The sequence below is a fragment of the Micromonospora sp. NPDC048871 genome (assembly GCF_043198155.1).
In the GTDB taxonomy this organism is placed as follows: Bacteria; Actinomycetota; Actinomycetes; order Mycobacteriales; family Micromonosporaceae; genus Micromonospora.
Genome location: NZ_JBICUM010000003.1, coordinates 269,072 through 283,413, shown reverse-complemented (window position 1 = coordinate 283,413; position 14,342 = coordinate 269,072). Strand labels below are relative to the sequence as shown.

The window sequence follows — 14,342 nt, the reverse complement described above, 5'->3', positions numbered from 1 at the left end:
AAACCCCGACTCCGCTGTCTCCAGCGGGGCCTCGGCAATGCTACGTGGCTCCGGTCTTCGCCGCGAATGGCGTTCGCTGCTTCCAGCGGTTACCGTTCGTGGCGGACGAAAGAGTAGCACGACAATCCTGAGCCGTCCGAACGAGGCCTGGCCTGCCGGCCGAGCGGCGTGTGAGCTGCGTGCGCTCTGGACGGATACCATCATGTCCTCGGGACCCGAGGAGGAGCCGGTGAGCGTGCTGCAACGCTTCGAGAAGCGTCTGGAAGGCCTGGTCGAAGGAGCTTTCGCCAAGGTCTTCAAAGGGGTCGTGCACCCCGTGGAGATCCTCAACGCCATGCAGCGGGAGGCCGAGGCGCACAAGGCCATCCTGGCTGGCGGGCGCACGTTGGTGCCCAACCGCTACGTGATCGATCTCTCGCCGTACGACCACAGTCGGCTGGCGCCGTACGCCGCCGCGCTGGCCCAGGAACTGGCCCAGTCGCAGGCGGAGTTCATCGGCGAGCAGGCGTGGACGGTCTACGGCGACGTGATCGTCGAGATCGAGCGCGGGGAAGGGCTGGACACCGGCATGTTCCGGGTCACCGCCGAGGTCTACACCGGTGGCGAGGTCGCCCCGGTCGCCGCCCCGGGCTACGACGCCGGTCCCCCCGGATACCCCGCCTACGACCAGGGCGGCGGCTACGGCGCGCCGCCGGCGCACAGCGGCGGTCGTAACGTGCGACTGGTCTCCGGCGACGGCCGCACCTACCCCCTCCAGATGGGGTCGACCGTGATCGGTCGTGGCGACCAGGCCAATCTGCGCCTGCCGGACGTCGGCATCTCCCGCCGACACGCCCGGCTGGACTTCGACGGTGGGCAGGTTGTGCTGACCGACCTCGGCTCCACCAACGGCACCATGGTCAACGGTCAGCGGGTCTCCGCGGTGGCGCTGAACCCCGGCGACATGATCCAGCTCGGCACCACCACCCTCACCTTCCGCGTGGACGGCTGATCCGCCTTGCCGGAACTCGTCATCACCGTCGCCCGGTTCGGATTTCTCGTCCTGCTGTGGATTTTCGTGTTCACGGTGGTCGGCGTCATCCGGCGGGACCTCTTCGCCGGGGCCCGCTCCGGTCGGCTGGTGGCCGCGCCCCGCGCGGTAGGTGCGTCGACCGGCCAGGCGACGGCGAAGCCGGCGAAGGTGAAGCGGGGACGGGCGGCGCATCAACTGGTCGTGACCGCCGGTCAACTGGCCGGCACCAGGATCACGTTGGGCGAGGCTCAGATAACCATCGGTCGGGCCGAGGATTCCACCCTCGTCATCACGGACGACTACGCCTCGGCGCGACACGCCCGGCTCTTGCCCCGTGAAGGGCAGTGGTTCGTCGAAGACCTCGGTTCGACTAACGGGACGTACCTCGATCGCGCTAAGGTCACCGGACCGACCCCCGTACCCCTCGGCGTGCCGATCCGGATCGGCCGCACCTCTCTCGAATTACGGCCATGACTCTGACCCTGCGCTATGCGGCCCACAGCGACCGCGGTCTGATCCGAGACGGCAATCAGGATTCCGTCTACGCCGGACCGCGGCTACTCGCCGTCGCCGACGGCATGGGCGGTATGGCCGCCGGTGACGTCGCCAGCAACATCGTCATCGGTGCCATGGCGCCGCTCGACGAGGACGTCCCTGGGGATGCCCTGGTCGACGCGCTGCGCTCCGCCGTGGGCACCGCCAACCAACAGCTCCGCGAGACAGTGGACGCCAACCCGCAGTTGGAGGGGATGGGCACCACACTCACCGCGACCCTCTTCTCCGGCAGCAAGCTGGGGATGGTCCACATCGGTGACTCGCGCGCCTATCTGCTGCGTGACGGTGACTTCAACCAGATCACCAAGGACGACACCTACGTCCAGATGCTCGTCGACGAGGGTCGGATCAGCCCGGAGGAGGCCAGCAGTCACCCCCAGCGGTCGCTGCTGACCCGGGCCCTCGACGGTCGGGACATCGACCCGGAGTACTCCGTCCGCCAGGTGTTGCCGGGGGACCGCTACCTGATCTGCTCGGACGGCCTGTCCGGGGTGGTCAGTGCGGAGACCATCGCCGAGACCATGCGCGAGTACGCCGACCCGCAGCAGTGCGTAGAGCGACTCGTCCAACTGGCCCTGCGTGGCGGCGGTCCGGACAACATCACCGTGATCATCGCCGACGCCACCGACCGCGACATCGTCGAGGCCGCCCCGATCGTGGGTGGTGCGGCAGCCCGGGACCGGGGCATGGCGACCTCGGCGGACGTCTCCACCCCGGCGGCCCGCGCTTCGGCACTGTCCGCTCCCCGGCCGCCCGCGCCGGAGGAGCCGGCCGGAGATGACGACGAGCCGGAGGCCCGCCGCCGTCCGCTGCGTGCCGTGGCGATGACGGCCGCCCTCCTGGTGATCATCGGGGGTGGGGTCTTCGCCGGGTACGAATACACCCAGCGGCAGTACTACGTCGGGGCGACCGAGGACGGTCAGGTGGCCGTGTTCCGGGGCATCCAGGGTGAGATCGCCGGGATGGATCTCTCCTCGGTGCATTCCACCAGCACCGCTCGGCTGGACGACCTCACCCTCGCCGCTCAGGAGCAGGTCAAGCAGGGCATTCCGGCCAGGAGCGAGCCGGACGCGGAGCGCCGGCTGGCGGAGCTGACCATGGACAGCCCGACGAATGTCAACCTGAAGCCGCTCTGCCCGCCCACCTCGTCCCCGAGCACCGACCCCACGGCGGACTTCTTCTCCCCGGAGCCGAGCGCTCCGCCGAGCCGGGCCGCCAGCGGTTCGCCGGCACCCGACAGCAGTTCCCTGGCCCCGCCGGTGAGCACACCGGACGCCCCACCCGCCGATGCCTTCACGCCCACGGTCGACCCGGCGGCCTGCCGGTCGCCCGAGTAGGCGTCGGCTTCCGACCCGAGGACGATCGTGACCGCAGCGGCCACTCCGGCATCCTCGCCCGCCAACGCGGGCGAGCGACCCGGCGTACGCCTGGCCCGGTCCCGACGCAACGCCGAACTGTCGCTGCTGCTGCTGGCCATGGTGCTGGTCGCCGCGTACGGCGCGATGGTCGAGGCGAACGTGCTCGACACGGTCACCCCGAACTTCTGGGTGCCGGCCGCGGTGCTCACCGCCGTGTTCCTCGGCATCCATGTGGCGATCCGGTTCCTGGCCCCGCACGCCGACCCGGCCCTGCTGCCGGCGGTGGCGCTGCTCAACGGCCTGGGGGTCGGCTTCCTGCGCCGGCTGGACCTGGCCTACGCCGACCCGGAGGAGCGGGCCGACCTGGCCATCTTCGCTGGTATCGGTGGTCGGCAACTGGCCTGGACCCTGCTGTCGGTGCTGCTCGCGGCCGGCCTGCTGGTCCTGGTACGCGACCACCGTTCGATCTCGCGGTACGCGTACACCCTGGGGTTGGCCGGCATCGTGCTGGTGATGATCCCGGCGGTGCTGCCGGACCGGATTTCCGAGGTCAACGGCGCGAAGCTCTGGATCCGCATCGGCAGCTTCTCGATCCAGCCCGGCGAGTTCGCCAAGCTGGCCCTGCTGGCCTTCTTCGCCTACTACCTGGTCCGCAAGCGCGAGGTGCTCTCGCTGGCCAGTCACCGGTTCCTCGGCATCGACTTCCCGCGCGGCCGTGACCTGGGTCCGGTGGTGGTGGTCTGGGTGATCAGCCTGCTGGTGTTGATCTTCCAGAAGGACCTGGGCACCTCCCTGCTCTACTTCGGCATGTTCGTGGCGACGGTCTACATCGCTACCGAACGGGTCAGTTGGCTGCTCATCGGTCTGGTCCTGTTCTTCGGCGGCGCCTACCTGGCGTACGTGCTCGGCGAGGCGATCGGTGGGCCGTTCGCCAACTTCTACGTGCGGGCGCAGATCTGGCTCGACCCCTTCGCCAAGCCGTACGACGAGGGCTACCAGTTGGTGCAGGGGCTGCTGGCCCTGGGCACCGGTGGGTTGTTCGGGGCCGGGCCGGGCGGCGGCCAGCCGACGGAGCTGCCCGAGGTGCAGAACGACTTCATCTTCGCCGGGATCGGTGAGGAGATCGGCCTGTTCGGGCTCACCGCCCTGCTGGTGATCTACCTGCTGATCGTGGAGCGAGGACTGCGGGCCGGCCTGGCGGTGCGGGACTCCTTCGGCAAGCTGCTCGCCGGTGGCCTGGCCTTCACCCTGGCGTTGCAGGTCTTCGTGATCGTCGGCGGGATCAGCAAGCTCATCCCGCTGACCGGCCAGACCACCCCCTTCCTGTCCGCCGGTGGCTCCTCGCTGATGGCGAACTGGCTGCTCATCGCGGTGCTGCTGCGGGTCTCCGACGCCGGTCGTCGGCCGGTCACCGGCGGCGGCAAGGTGAACCGACCGACCGGGGGCCCGCCGGAGCAGTTGCACGGTGCCCCCACGGAGGTGATCAAGCCGTGAACGCACCCCTGCGCCGGGTCGGTGTCGTCGTCATCGTCCTGTTCGGTCTGCTCTTCGCCAACCTGAACTGGGTTCAGGGGTACAAGGCCGACGAGTACCGCACCAGCGACTACAACACCCGGGTCCAGTTGGCCGAGTACGAGCGTCGCCGGGGCAACATCGAGGCAGGCGGCACCGCCCTGGCGGTCAGCAAGGAGACCGACGGCAAGCTGACCTTCCTGCGTACCTACCCCGGTGGGGCGAAGTACGCCCATGTCCTCGGCTACAAGCCGGTCAACCTCGCCGACACCGGCATCGAGCGGTCCGAGAACGACTTCCTGGCCGGCACCAGCGACAAGCTCTTCGCCAACCGGATCAAGGACATGTTCACCGGCAACCGCACCGCCGGTGGCAACGTGCTGCTAACCCTCTCCCCGCGTGCTCAGGACGTCGCGTACGACCAGTTGCGCAACAACAACCGGGGGGCCAGCAAGGGGGCGGCGATCGCGATCGATCCGCGTACCGGGGCCGTGCAGGCCATGGTCTCCATGCCCAGCTTCGACCCGAACCCGCTGGCCAGCCACAACACCAACGAGGCCGTGGCGGCGTACAACAAGCTGGACCAGGACCGGTCCCGTCCGCTGCGCAACCGGGCCCTCGCGGAGGTGCTGCCACCCGGTTCCACCTTCAAGATCGTGGTGGCCGCCGCCGCGCTGGAGAACGGCATCGGCAAGGACACCAACATCTCGGCAGGCCCTAGCTACACCCCGCCCACCTCCGGTCAGTCGATCACCAACGCGGCGCCCTCGATCTGCCCCCAGGCGGAGGTGACCCTGATGAAGGCGGTCACCGACTCCTGCAACACCGGCTTCGCCAAGCTGGGGGTGCAGCTCGGCCCCGACGTGATCAAGAAGAAGGCCCAGGACTTCGGCTTCGAGCAGGAGGACCTGACCGTGGGCCGGCTCGGTGAGGGCGGTCAGGGCGTCGCGGCCAGCCGTACCGGCAGCATGGAGAACCCGGACGGCGGTCCCGACCCGGCCGCGCTGGCCCAGTCCTCCATCGGGCAGCGGGACGTGCGGATGACCCCCCTGGAAGGGGCCATGATCGCTGCGGCGGTCGCCAACGGCGGCAGCCAGATGCGGCCCTACCTGGTGCGTCAGCTGCTCGCGCCGGACCGCACCACGGTCTACGACACCGCCAACCCGCGCGAGCTGCGCCGCTCGGTCAGCGGTCAGGTCGCCGGCGACCTGCGGGACATGATGGTCAGCGTGGTGCGCAACGGCACCGGGCGCAACGCCCAGATCAACGGGTACACCGTGGGGGGCAAGACCGGTACCGCGCAGTCCGCGCCGGACCGGCCCGACCACGGCTGGTTCATCGGCTTCGCACTGGACTCCGACGGCAACCCGGTCTCGGCGGTCTGCGTCGTGCTGGAGGAGGCGGGCAGCGGCGGCAGCGCCGAGGCCGCCCGGATCGCCGGCCAGATCATGCGCGCCGCCATCGCCGACCCCGGGGGGCGCTGATGCTCAGTCCGGGAGTACAGCTGGGCAACCGGTACCGCCTGGACGAGCGGATCGCCAGCGGCGGCATGGGTGACGTCTGGCGCGGCACCGACCAGGTGCTGGGGCGTACGGTCGCGGTCAAGAGCCTGCTCCCGGCGTTGCTGGACGAGCCGGGTTTCGCCGAGCGGTTCCGGGGCGAGGCCCGGACCATGGCGACGATCAACCACCCCGGCGTGGTCGACGTCTACGACTTCGGCAGCGACCAGCAGATCGCCTTCCTGGTGATGGAGTACATCGAGGGTGATCCCCTGTCGGCCACCCTCAGCCGGGTCGGTCGGCTAACCCCGGCCCGGACCATGGCGCTGGTCGCGCAGGCCGCCGACGCCCTGCACGCCGCCCACGTCAAGGGGATCGTGCACCGGGACGTGAAGCCCGGCAACCTGCTGGTCCGCCCCAACGGCACCCTGGTGTTGACCGACTTCGGCATCGCCCGCTCCGAGCTGGTGGGTCAGCTCACCGCGGCCGGTTCCGTGCTCGGCACCGCCTCGTACATCTCGCCGGAGCAGGCCACCGGTCAGGTGGCCACCCCCGCCTCGGACGTGTACGCCCTCGGGGTGGTCGCCTATCAGTGTCTGGCCGGGCGTCGGCCGTTCGAGGGCGACAACCCCCTGGACATCGCCATGCGGCACGTCCGGGAGACCCCCCGGTCCCTGCCCTCGGACATCCCGCCGCAGGTCTGCGCGCTCGTCGAGCGGGCGATGGCCAAGGATCCGAAGGACCGCTGGGCCAGCGCCGCCATGCTGGCCGGAGCCGCCCGGCAGTTGAAGGCGGCCCTGTCCCGGCAGGCGCGCTCCGGTGGGTCGGCCCCCATCTCGGCGGCGCCGGCCTCCCCGGCCCCGGGGCGCCCGGCGGCATCCCCTCCCGGGCGGGCCCAGGTGCCGGCGCCGCAGCCGCCCCGCCCACCGGCCGCCCCGCACTCACCGGCCGCGCCCAGGCCGCAGGCTGCCCCCCACTCGCCCGCCGCACCCCGGCCGCCGGCCATCAACCGGCCCCCGGCGGCGGGCCACCTGCCGGTCGCCGGGCGGCAGCCGGTCGCCCAGCCCCGTCCGACGACGGTCGCACCGGCGGTGACCGGCTATCCACGCGGTGCGGCCCCGGTTCCCCCGGCGTACGCTCCGCAGGGCGGTCAGTCACGGCCTGCGCCCAGGCGGTCACGGTCCGGCATGGTGTTCCTGGCGATCCTGCTGGGCACACTGGTCGTGGTCTGTTCGGGCGTGGTTTCCTACAGGCTGAAGGACAGCATCAACAGCGGCATGCCGGTAGTGGGGTCCGTGCAGTCGGTGACGTCCGGCGCGCTGGGGCCCGACGGACGAGACGATCCGGCCCGGACGGCGTACCGTCGACTGGATCAGCCCCGAGCGGGCTACGAGACGATGACGAGCGAAGGACGACGGACGCGATGACAGCGCAGGCCCGCCTGCTCGGTGGCAGGTATCAGGTCGGCGAGCTGCTCGGGTATGGCGGCATGGCCGAGGTGCACCGGGGGCGTGACCTTCGGCTCGGCCGCGACGTCGCGATCAAGATGCTCCGCACGGACCTCGCCCGGGACGCCACCTTCCAGATGCGGTTTCGTCGGGAGGCCCAGAACGCCGCCTCCCTGAACCATCCGGCGATCGTCGCGGTCTACGACACCGGTGAGGAACAGGCACCCACCGGCGAGACCCTGCCGTTCATCGTGATGGAGTTCGTCAACGGGCGCACCCTCAAGGAGGTGCTCGGCGCCGAGGGGCGACTGCAACCCCGGCGGGCCCTGGAGATCTGCGCCGACATCTGCGCCGCCCTGGACTTCAGCCACCGGCACGGCATCATCCACCGCGACATCAAGCCCGGCAATGTGATGCTCACCCAGACCGGCCAGGTCAAGGTGATGGACTTCGGCATCGCCCGTGCCCTGGCCAGCGGCGCCACCACGATGACCCAGACCAGTGCGGTCATCGGTACGGCGCAGTATCTCTCCCCGGAGCAGGCCCGTGGCGAGGCCGTCGACGCCCGCTCCGACGTGTACGCCGCCGGTTGTGTGCTGTTCGAGTTGCTCTGCGGGCATCCGCCCTTCGTCGGTGACAGCCCGGTCAGTGTGGCGTACCAGCACGTCCGGGAGGCCCCGCCGACCCCGAGTGATATCAACCCGGACGTCAACCCGGCGGTCGACGCGATCGTGCTCAAGGCGCTGTCGAAGAACCCGCTCAACCGCTACCAGAGCGCCGGCGAGATGCGCGCGGACCTGCTCCGGGCGGCGGCGGGTCGGCCGGTGATGGCCACCCCGGTGCTGCGCGAGGACGAGACCGTGCCGATGGCCGCGGCCGGTGGCCCGGGCTACCCCTCGGCGGGAGCCACCCAGACCCGCCAGATCCCGGCCCGGGTGGGCGACCCTCGTCAGCGGCGTGCCTCGTCCTGGTTGATCGCCATGTTCGCCGCCCTCGGGGTACTGGCGGTGATCGCCCTGGTGGCCGCGCTGCTGCTCAACGACAAGGCGGCCGAGGAGGTGCCGGTCCCCACCCTGGCTGGGATGACCCAGCAGGAGGCGTTCGCCCGGATCGAGGCGGACGGCCTTCAGCCGGTGCGGGGTGACGACGAGTTCACCTCGGACTGCCGCAAGGGCCGGGTGACCACCCAGACCCCGCCCGCCGGAGAAAGGGTCGCCCCGAACAGCACGGTCACCGTGCGGCTCTGCGGCGGCAAGCCGGAGGCGATCGTTCCGGAGGGCCTGGTCGGCAGCAAGGTCGAAAGCGCCACGGCCCGCATCGAGGAGCGCAAGCTCCGGGTCAAGGTCGTGCAGAAGGACAGCGCCGACGCCGCCGGCCTGGTGCTTGACGTCGACCCCAAGGAAGGCGAGAAGGTCGCCGAGAACACCGTGATCACCCTGACCGTCTCCAACGGCAACGTGGTCCGGGTACCCAACGTGGAGAACCTCACCGAGGCCGACGCCAAGCGGGAACTGGAGAACGCCGGCTTCAAGGTGGATGTGGAGATCGGCCCGGAGGTACCCGCCGACCGGGCCGGCCGGGTGACCGACCAGAACCCGAACGCCGGCAGCCAGCGGACCAAGGGCAGCAAGGTGACCATCTTCGTCTCGGTGCCGGAGCCGGAGGACGACGAGCCTGCGCCCCCGACCCCGCCGACCGGGGAGCCGACCACCCCGCCGCCGGACGATGACGGTGGTGGCAGCGGTGGCGGCAGTGGCGACACCGGTCAGCTCTGGCCGGGCGTCCCGCCGTTGCGCCTACCCGTCGACTGAGCGGGCCCGACAAGCCGGATGAGTCGCCGATGGGCGGGGTGAGTCGGCGGCGACTCGTGCGCCGGGTGGCCCTCCTGGGGCTGATCGTCCTCCTGCTCACCAGCCTGCCCTGGATGTGGACGACCGCCACCGCGTACGGCCACCGTCATGCCGTCGACGAGGCCCCGGCCGTGGAGGTCGTGATCGTCCTGGGTACGGCGGTTACCGAGGAAGGACGTCAGCCGGGCATCCGGTTGGCGGGCCGGCTGGAGACCGCCGCCGAGCTGATACACCGGCAACGGGCCCGGGTCGTACTCGTCTCGGGCGACGGGAACGGGGCCTCCGGTGACGAGACTGCGGCGATGACCGCACACCTCACCGAGCGGCTGGGGGTCGATCCGCAGCGGGTCGTCGCCGACCCCTACGGCCTGGACACCTACGACAGCTGCCGCCGGGCCCGGGAGGTGTACGGGGTGCAGCGGGCCCTGATCGTGACCCAGTCCTACCACCTGTCCCGGGCGGTGACCCTCTGCCGGCAACTCGGTGTGGAGGCCGACGGGGTGCCGGCCCGCTGCTCCGGCTGCGGGGCGGGGCTGCTGGCGGAGAAGGCGGTACGGGACTACTTCGCCAGCGGCAAGGCCGCCTGGGACGCGATCCGGAACCGCCCCGCCGCAGTCGACTCCCCGGCGCACCCCGGGGTCAGGGACGCGCTGACCCGCTGAGAGCGGCAGATGGGCCTGGTCGGCCGTAGACCACGCCGCGGCGGATCTTCCCGCCCTCTCGGCTGACCCCGGCCGTGCTGCTCAGCTGGTGGCGAAGGCGGCCAGGCGGCGGGCGTCGACCTCGGCGGCCAGTTCCGGGGCGCGGTCCAACGCCTCCCGGTGACCACAGGTGGCCAGCCAGTTGGCCAACATCAGGTGGCCGCCCTCGGTGAGCACCGACTCGGGGTGGAACTGGACGCCCTCAATCGGCAGGGTGCGGTGCCGCATAGCCATCACGATGCCGGACTCGGTCCAGCCGGTGACCTCCAACTCCTCCGGCAGGGTCTCGCGGAGCACCGCCAGGGAGTGGTAACGGGTAGCGGTGAACGGGTCGGGCAGCCCGGCGAGGACCCCGGAGTTGTCGTGGTGGACCTGCGAGGTCTTGCCGTGCAGCAGCTCCGGGGCCCGAGTGACGGTGGCACCGAACGCCTCACCGATCGCCTGGTGGCCCAGGCAGACCCCGAAGATGGGCAGCTTGCCGGCGTACTCGCGGATGACCTCCAGGCAGATGCCGGCGCGATCCGGGCTACCCGGACCGGGCGAGAGCAGCACCCCGGCCCGGCCGAGTCGACCCACCTCGGCCAGGTCGATCTCGTCGTTGCGCCGTACCTCGCAGTCCACGCCGAGTTGGCCGAGGTACTGGACCAGGTTGAAAACGAAGGAATCGTAGTTGTCGATCACCAGGACGCGCATCGGTCTCACTCGTCCTCGTCAGGGGGTGGGGTGTTGTTCCGTTCGGTGTCGTACGGCAGGTCGTGTTCGTCGCCCGGCGGGGCCTCCTCGCCGGGTTCGGTGCCGGGCTCCACCTCACCCGGGGCACCCGGTATCTCGGAGTCCTGCTGGGTGACCTGCACGTCCTCGCCGGTGAAGGGGAGCAGCGGTCCGGCCCAGGGGAAGACCACGTACCAGAGCAGGGCCACCGCCGTGGTCACCAGCAGCAGACTGCCGATGAGCTTGCCGGGCAGTCCGAAGGGCAGCTTGCGCCAGATCCAGGCGTACATCAGGTCCCCAGCTCAGCCGGGCGCCCCTGGTCCTTGGACTGGGTACGCGTCAACTCCGCATGGATGATCAGGCGCTCGTAGTTGTCGAACTTCGGGTTGCAGGTGGTCAGGGTGAGCATCTTCTTCGTCGGCTTCGCCCCGGGTCGCCCGGGAACCGGGGCCACCACCTCGACCTGGTGCGGCTTGACGATCAGATTCTCGGTCACCTGGTAGACGTACCACTGGTCGCGGTCCTGGACGACGATCGGATCGCCCTTGCGAAGCTCGTCCAGCCGCCAGAAGGTGGCCCGGTTGCGGTGCCCGGCGACGGAGAAGTTGCCCACCTGACCCGGCAGGGCGCTGTCCGGATAATGGCCCGGGGCGTACCGGATGTCCTTCTGGGTCACGCCCTCCACCACTACCCATTCCTTGTCGAACTTCGGAATGTAGAGACCGGCGATGGGCTTGCCCTGCACCGGCGGCTTGGGTGAGGCGGAGGCGGACGGACTGGCCGGGGCAGCGACCGTAGGGTCGGTCTCCGGTGCCCAGGCCTGGGCCAACTGCTGGCTCAACTCGTCCTGATGGGCGTCCACGATCGCGGACTTACCCCAGATCTCGTACCCGGCGAAGAGCAACACCACCAGGCCGAAGGTGATCAGCAGTTCGCCACCGAACCGCAGGCCGGTGCGGAGCCGGGACCAGAAGGAGGGCCGGGTCAGCTCGGAGTAGACGCTCTTGTAGCCCTCGCCGGTCTGCTCCGGTCGCAACTGCACCACCCGGTCGCCCCGACGAGGCTTGGGCGGCTCGCTGGGCTGGTCGGCACCCTCGGGCTGGTCGACCTTCGGTGGCCGGGGCACCGCACCCATCAGGGCGGTCGAGTCCGTCGCGGGCGGAGCCCCCGGCCGTACGCCGTTGACGGCCGGAATCAGGGCGGTGGCCGCCTCATCGGTCCCGTTCGGTCCGTTCTGCGGCGGCTGCCCGCTCCGAGCCGCTCGCTGCTGGTCCGCCGCTTGAGGCCCCGCCGGCACCGGGCCGGACTGCTGGTGGGGTCCTGCCGGGTGGTTCGACGGTGCGCCGGGCCGCTGGTGGGACCCTGGCGGGGTCGGGCCGGTGGCAGAGTCTTGGATCTTGGGGATCAGGGCGGTCGGGCCCTCGGCAGACCAACCAGCCGGGTCCTGGGCGGGACGCTGCGGAGCGCCACCCTCGTCGGGGCGGTACGGCGTGGTGGGCCGTTGGTGGCCGATGGGCGGCTGCGGGCCCTGCGGTGCCGATGGGCCGCTCTGGGGGCGCTGCGGCGCCGGCGTACCGCTGGGGGGCTGCTGGTGGGCGGCGGGTACCTCCACCGGGGAGCGGTACCCGGGCGGTGGGGCCTGGGATTGTGGCGGGGCCTGCGGTGGCGGTACCGCCCGAGGCCCGGCCGGTGCCGGTGGTCCGAAGCCCGGCCCGGTCGGCGGTGACTGGCGGTCCTGCTGCGCGGCTGGGGGTGGCTGACGCTGGTGCTGCTGCCCGGTCGGCGGCTGGCTGCGCTGGGTGCCCTGGTCGGTGGGGCGGCTGGGCTCGAAGGCCGTCCGCCACGGGGTCGGCCCGACCGGAATGTCCGGCTGCCCGGAGGGCAGGGGTACTCCGGTGACCTGCGCCGCGCCCTCGCTGCGCGCCGGGGTGGACGGACGCGGCGGCATCGGATCGGGCCAGGCACCAGCCGGGCGGACCGGGGGCGGCGGGGTCGGCTCGGTGCGTTCGATCCTAGGCAGGAAGGCGGTGGCCTCGTCAGCCTGGTCGTGGTGTCGACCTTGGGGACGCTCACTCATGACGGCGCTTCGGCCCCGGCCCTCTGCTCGGCGATCCGCTTGCTCATGAGGGCCTCACTCCGGCACGGTCGCCGAACGCAGAGTGGTGGAATCCTCGAATGCGGGCACGGTGACCGTGGAGGCGTGCTCGGAGTATCCGAGTTGGTAGTTTTCCACCGCGTTCCTGAACCACCGGACTCCCTCGGAAGCGGCGAGGGCCTGCCGAAGCGCGCCGGGATCGCCAATTGCCACGATCTTGAAAGGTGGGGAGTACACCCGGCCATGCAGCAGCAGGGTGTTACCCACGCAGCGTACCGCGCTGGTAGCCAGAACGCGGACATTCATGATTGACATGGCCTCCGCGCCGCCGGCCCAGAGCGCGTTCACCACCGCCTGCACATCGCCCTGGTGTACGACGAGGTCGTCGTTGCTGGCTCCCTCGGGGAGCTTGCTGAGCTGTGGGGCGTCGTCGAGTTCGACAGTCAACCCGGGCCCGGTGAGGGCGGTGAAGCCGGCCGCGGTCAGGTTCTCGGCGGCCCGCTCCTGCTGTTCCTTGATCGGAGTGTCCGAGTTGGCCAGGTCGTTCGTACGATTTTCCACCTCCCGGCGCAGGGTCGCGGCCAGTTGCTCGTTGGCGGCAACCCGGTCCCTGCGGCCCTCGATCAACTCGGTGAGCTGAGGGCGGCGGTCCTCGCGCAGGGCGGTTCCGCCGGCGGTGGTAGCCGTGGTGGTGAAGAGCAGGCCAGCAGCGGCGGCGATCAGCGGTACCCCGATTGACCAGCCAGGACGTCGCCGCCGTCCACGCCGCAGCAGGCCGGCGACGAGGCGTCGCAGCACCTTCTGCCACGAGGCCGCGCCGGACGTGTACTCCACGACCGTCTCCCCCTGTCCTCGGCTCCGGCGACCGTACCCGTACGGTCGTGACGGCCCTTGTTCCGCCGTCCGCTGCCGGGGCGTCCGGCAACGGGTCTGGCCCCATTCGTGGATTGAGCGGGGCTTCCGGACTACGCTAGCTCTCGAACATTATTGGCCATGGACCGTCGCCCTCGCGCCCGGTTGCAGGCCGGACGAGGTCGTAACCCCTCTGGAGAGCGTCGTGCCCAAGTCTCAGGTCCGTAAGAAGAAGGTGTACACCCCGCCCACGGACGTCCGCCCGACGGCGACAGCGGCGACGCGTAAGCCCAGCCCGATCTGGCTGCCGGTCACCGCCGTGTCCCTGATCGTCTTCGGCATCGGTTGGTTGGTGGTCTACTACCTCTCCGAGCAGGAGTACCCCGTCATGGAGTTGGGGTACTGGAACCTGGCGGTGGGTTTCGGCGCCATGGTCGGCTCCCTGATCCTGCTTTCCCGCTGGCGCTGACCCCTGGGTCCTCCGACTACGGTCGGTGACGTGTCGAGCCCCGGCCGTGCGGCTGCTGCGATCGCCTCCTAAGGTGTGCGCAGGGCGGCGCGGCCCAGGTGCGAGAAGACTCACGTTACTGCTGGGTAACCTTGCGCGTAGGCTGCACTGCATGACCGAGCGGGAAGGTCATCGGCGGGTCCGGTTCCAGGTGCGGCAGCGGTTGAGATCGCGTACGCACCTATGACCCGGGCTCCGGTCGCCTAGCCGCTCGCCAGGCAGCAGACCGGGAGGCCAACTC

General features: G+C 70.7%; 13 protein-coding genes. 9 read left to right on the top strand and 4 right to left on the bottom strand.

Going from position 1 to position 14,342, the window contains the following annotated elements; all coding sequences use genetic code 11:
- Positions 1–202 precede the first annotated feature (202 nt).
- From ACGFIK_RS10255 to ACGFIK_RS10220, 8 genes are read left to right on the top strand one after another with little or no spacing between them, the layout of a single operon-like run.
- A complete protein-coding gene (locus ACGFIK_RS10255; RefSeq protein WP_327023463.1) occupies positions 203–991 on the top strand; it encodes a DUF3662 and FHA domain-containing protein in 789 nt (262 codons plus the stop codon).
- 6 nt (positions 992–997) lie between these two features.
- Complete coding sequence (locus ACGFIK_RS10250) at positions 998–1,486, top strand: FHA domain-containing protein (RefSeq protein WP_327023462.1); 489 nt, start codon at positions 998–1,000, stop codon at positions 1,484–1,486.
- A complete protein-coding gene (locus ACGFIK_RS10245) occupies positions 1,483–2,904 on the top strand; it encodes a protein phosphatase 2C domain-containing protein (RefSeq protein ID WP_327023461.1) in 1,422 nt (473 codons plus the stop codon). Before ACGFIK_RS10250 ends, ACGFIK_RS10245 begins: the two co-directional genes overlap by 4 nt.
- 27 nt (positions 2,905–2,931) lie before the next feature.
- On the top strand, positions 2,932–4,419 hold the full coding sequence (locus ACGFIK_RS10240; protein WP_393338836.1) for an FtsW/RodA/SpoVE family cell cycle protein: 1,488 nt from the start codon (positions 2,932–2,934) through the stop codon (positions 4,417–4,419).
- The gene (locus ACGFIK_RS10235) at positions 4,416–5,921 is read left to right on the top strand and encodes a penicillin-binding protein 2 (protein WP_327023460.1); all 1,506 of its coding nucleotides are present in this window, start codon (positions 4,416–4,418) and stop codon (positions 5,919–5,921) included. Before ACGFIK_RS10240 ends, ACGFIK_RS10235 begins: the two co-directional genes overlap by 4 nt.
- Complete coding sequence (locus ACGFIK_RS10230) at positions 5,921–7,363, top strand: protein kinase (protein WP_327023459.1); 1,443 nt, start codon at positions 5,921–5,923, stop codon at positions 7,361–7,363. The genes ACGFIK_RS10235 and ACGFIK_RS10230 overlap by 1 nt, the downstream gene beginning before the upstream one ends.
- Complete coding sequence (gene pknB, locus ACGFIK_RS10225) at positions 7,360–9,195, top strand: Stk1 family PASTA domain-containing Ser/Thr kinase (RefSeq protein ID WP_327023458.1); 1,836 nt, start codon at positions 7,360–7,362, stop codon at positions 9,193–9,195. The genes ACGFIK_RS10230 and pknB overlap by 4 nt, the downstream gene beginning before the upstream one ends.
- Before the next feature lie 29 nt (positions 9,196–9,224).
- Positions 9,225–9,896 (top strand): ElyC/SanA/YdcF family protein, encoded by a 672-nt coding sequence (locus tag ACGFIK_RS10220; protein ID WP_327023457.1) that lies wholly within the window; start codon positions 9,225–9,227, stop codon positions 9,894–9,896.
- An 81-nt stretch (positions 9,897–9,977) separates the two neighbouring features.
- Here ACGFIK_RS10220 and ACGFIK_RS10215 read toward each other — a convergent pair whose 3' ends face one another.
- From ACGFIK_RS10215 to ACGFIK_RS10200, 4 genes are read right to left on the bottom strand one after another with little or no spacing between them, the layout of a single operon-like run.
- Positions 9,978–10,628 carry an aminodeoxychorismate/anthranilate synthase component II gene (locus ACGFIK_RS10215; RefSeq protein ID WP_327023456.1) on the bottom strand — a complete coding sequence of 217 codons (651 nt, stop codon included), beginning with the start codon at positions 10,626–10,628 and terminating at the stop codon, positions 9,978–9,980.
- 5 nt (positions 10,629–10,633) lie between these two features.
- Positions 10,634–10,936, bottom strand: a complete 303-nt coding sequence (locus ACGFIK_RS10210) for a hypothetical protein (RefSeq protein WP_327023455.1) — start codon at positions 10,934–10,936, stop codon at positions 10,634–10,636.
- The gene (locus ACGFIK_RS10205) at positions 10,936–12,723 is read right to left on the bottom strand and encodes a class E sortase (protein ID WP_327023454.1); all 1,788 of its coding nucleotides are present in this window, start codon (positions 12,721–12,723) and stop codon (positions 10,936–10,938) included. The genes ACGFIK_RS10210 and ACGFIK_RS10205 overlap by 1 nt, the downstream gene beginning before the upstream one ends.
- A gap of 54 nt (positions 12,724–12,777) precedes the next feature.
- A complete protein-coding gene (locus ACGFIK_RS10200) occupies positions 12,778–13,575 on the bottom strand; it encodes a DUF881 domain-containing protein (protein ID WP_327023453.1) in 798 nt (265 codons plus the stop codon).
- Positions 13,576–13,798: 223 nt separating this feature from the next.
- Here ACGFIK_RS10200 and ACGFIK_RS10195 point away from each other — a divergent pair, with 223 nt between their 5' ends.
- Positions 13,799–14,062: a cell division protein CrgA gene (locus ACGFIK_RS10195; protein ID WP_327023452.1), complete on the top strand. Its 264-nt coding sequence runs from the start codon at positions 13,799–13,801 to the stop codon at positions 14,060–14,062.
- Positions 14,063–14,342 lie beyond the last annotated feature (280 nt).

What these genes read in the sequence shown, in the direction of transcription:
- ACGFIK_RS10230 (WP_327023459.1), top strand. Translation starts at nt 5,921, where the DNA reads ATGCTCAGTCCGGGAGTACAGCTGGGCAACCGGTACCGCCTGGACGAG.
- ACGFIK_RS10210 (WP_327023455.1), bottom strand. Translation starts at nt 10,936, where the DNA reads ATGTACGCCTGGATCTGGCGCAAGCTGCCCTTCGGACTGCCCGGCAAG.
- ACGFIK_RS10220 (WP_327023457.1), top strand. Translation starts at nt 9,225, where the DNA reads ATGGGCGGGGTGAGTCGGCGGCGACTCGTGCGCCGGGTGGCCCTCCTG.
- ACGFIK_RS10205 (WP_327023454.1), bottom strand. Translation starts at nt 12,723, where the DNA reads ATGAGTGAGCGTCCCCAAGGTCGACACCACGACCAGGCTGACGAGGCC.
- ACGFIK_RS10215 (WP_327023456.1), bottom strand. Translation starts at nt 10,628, where the DNA reads ATGCGCGTCCTGGTGATCGACAACTACGATTCCTTCGTTTTCAACCTG.
- ACGFIK_RS10245 (WP_327023461.1), top strand. Translation starts at nt 1,483, where the DNA reads ATGACTCTGACCCTGCGCTATGCGGCCCACAGCGACCGCGGTCTGATC.
- ACGFIK_RS10255 (WP_327023463.1), top strand. Translation starts at nt 203, where the DNA reads ATGTCCTCGGGACCCGAGGAGGAGCCGGTGAGCGTGCTGCAACGCTTC.
- pknB (WP_327023458.1), top strand. Translation starts at nt 7,360, where the DNA reads ATGACAGCGCAGGCCCGCCTGCTCGGTGGCAGGTATCAGGTCGGCGAG.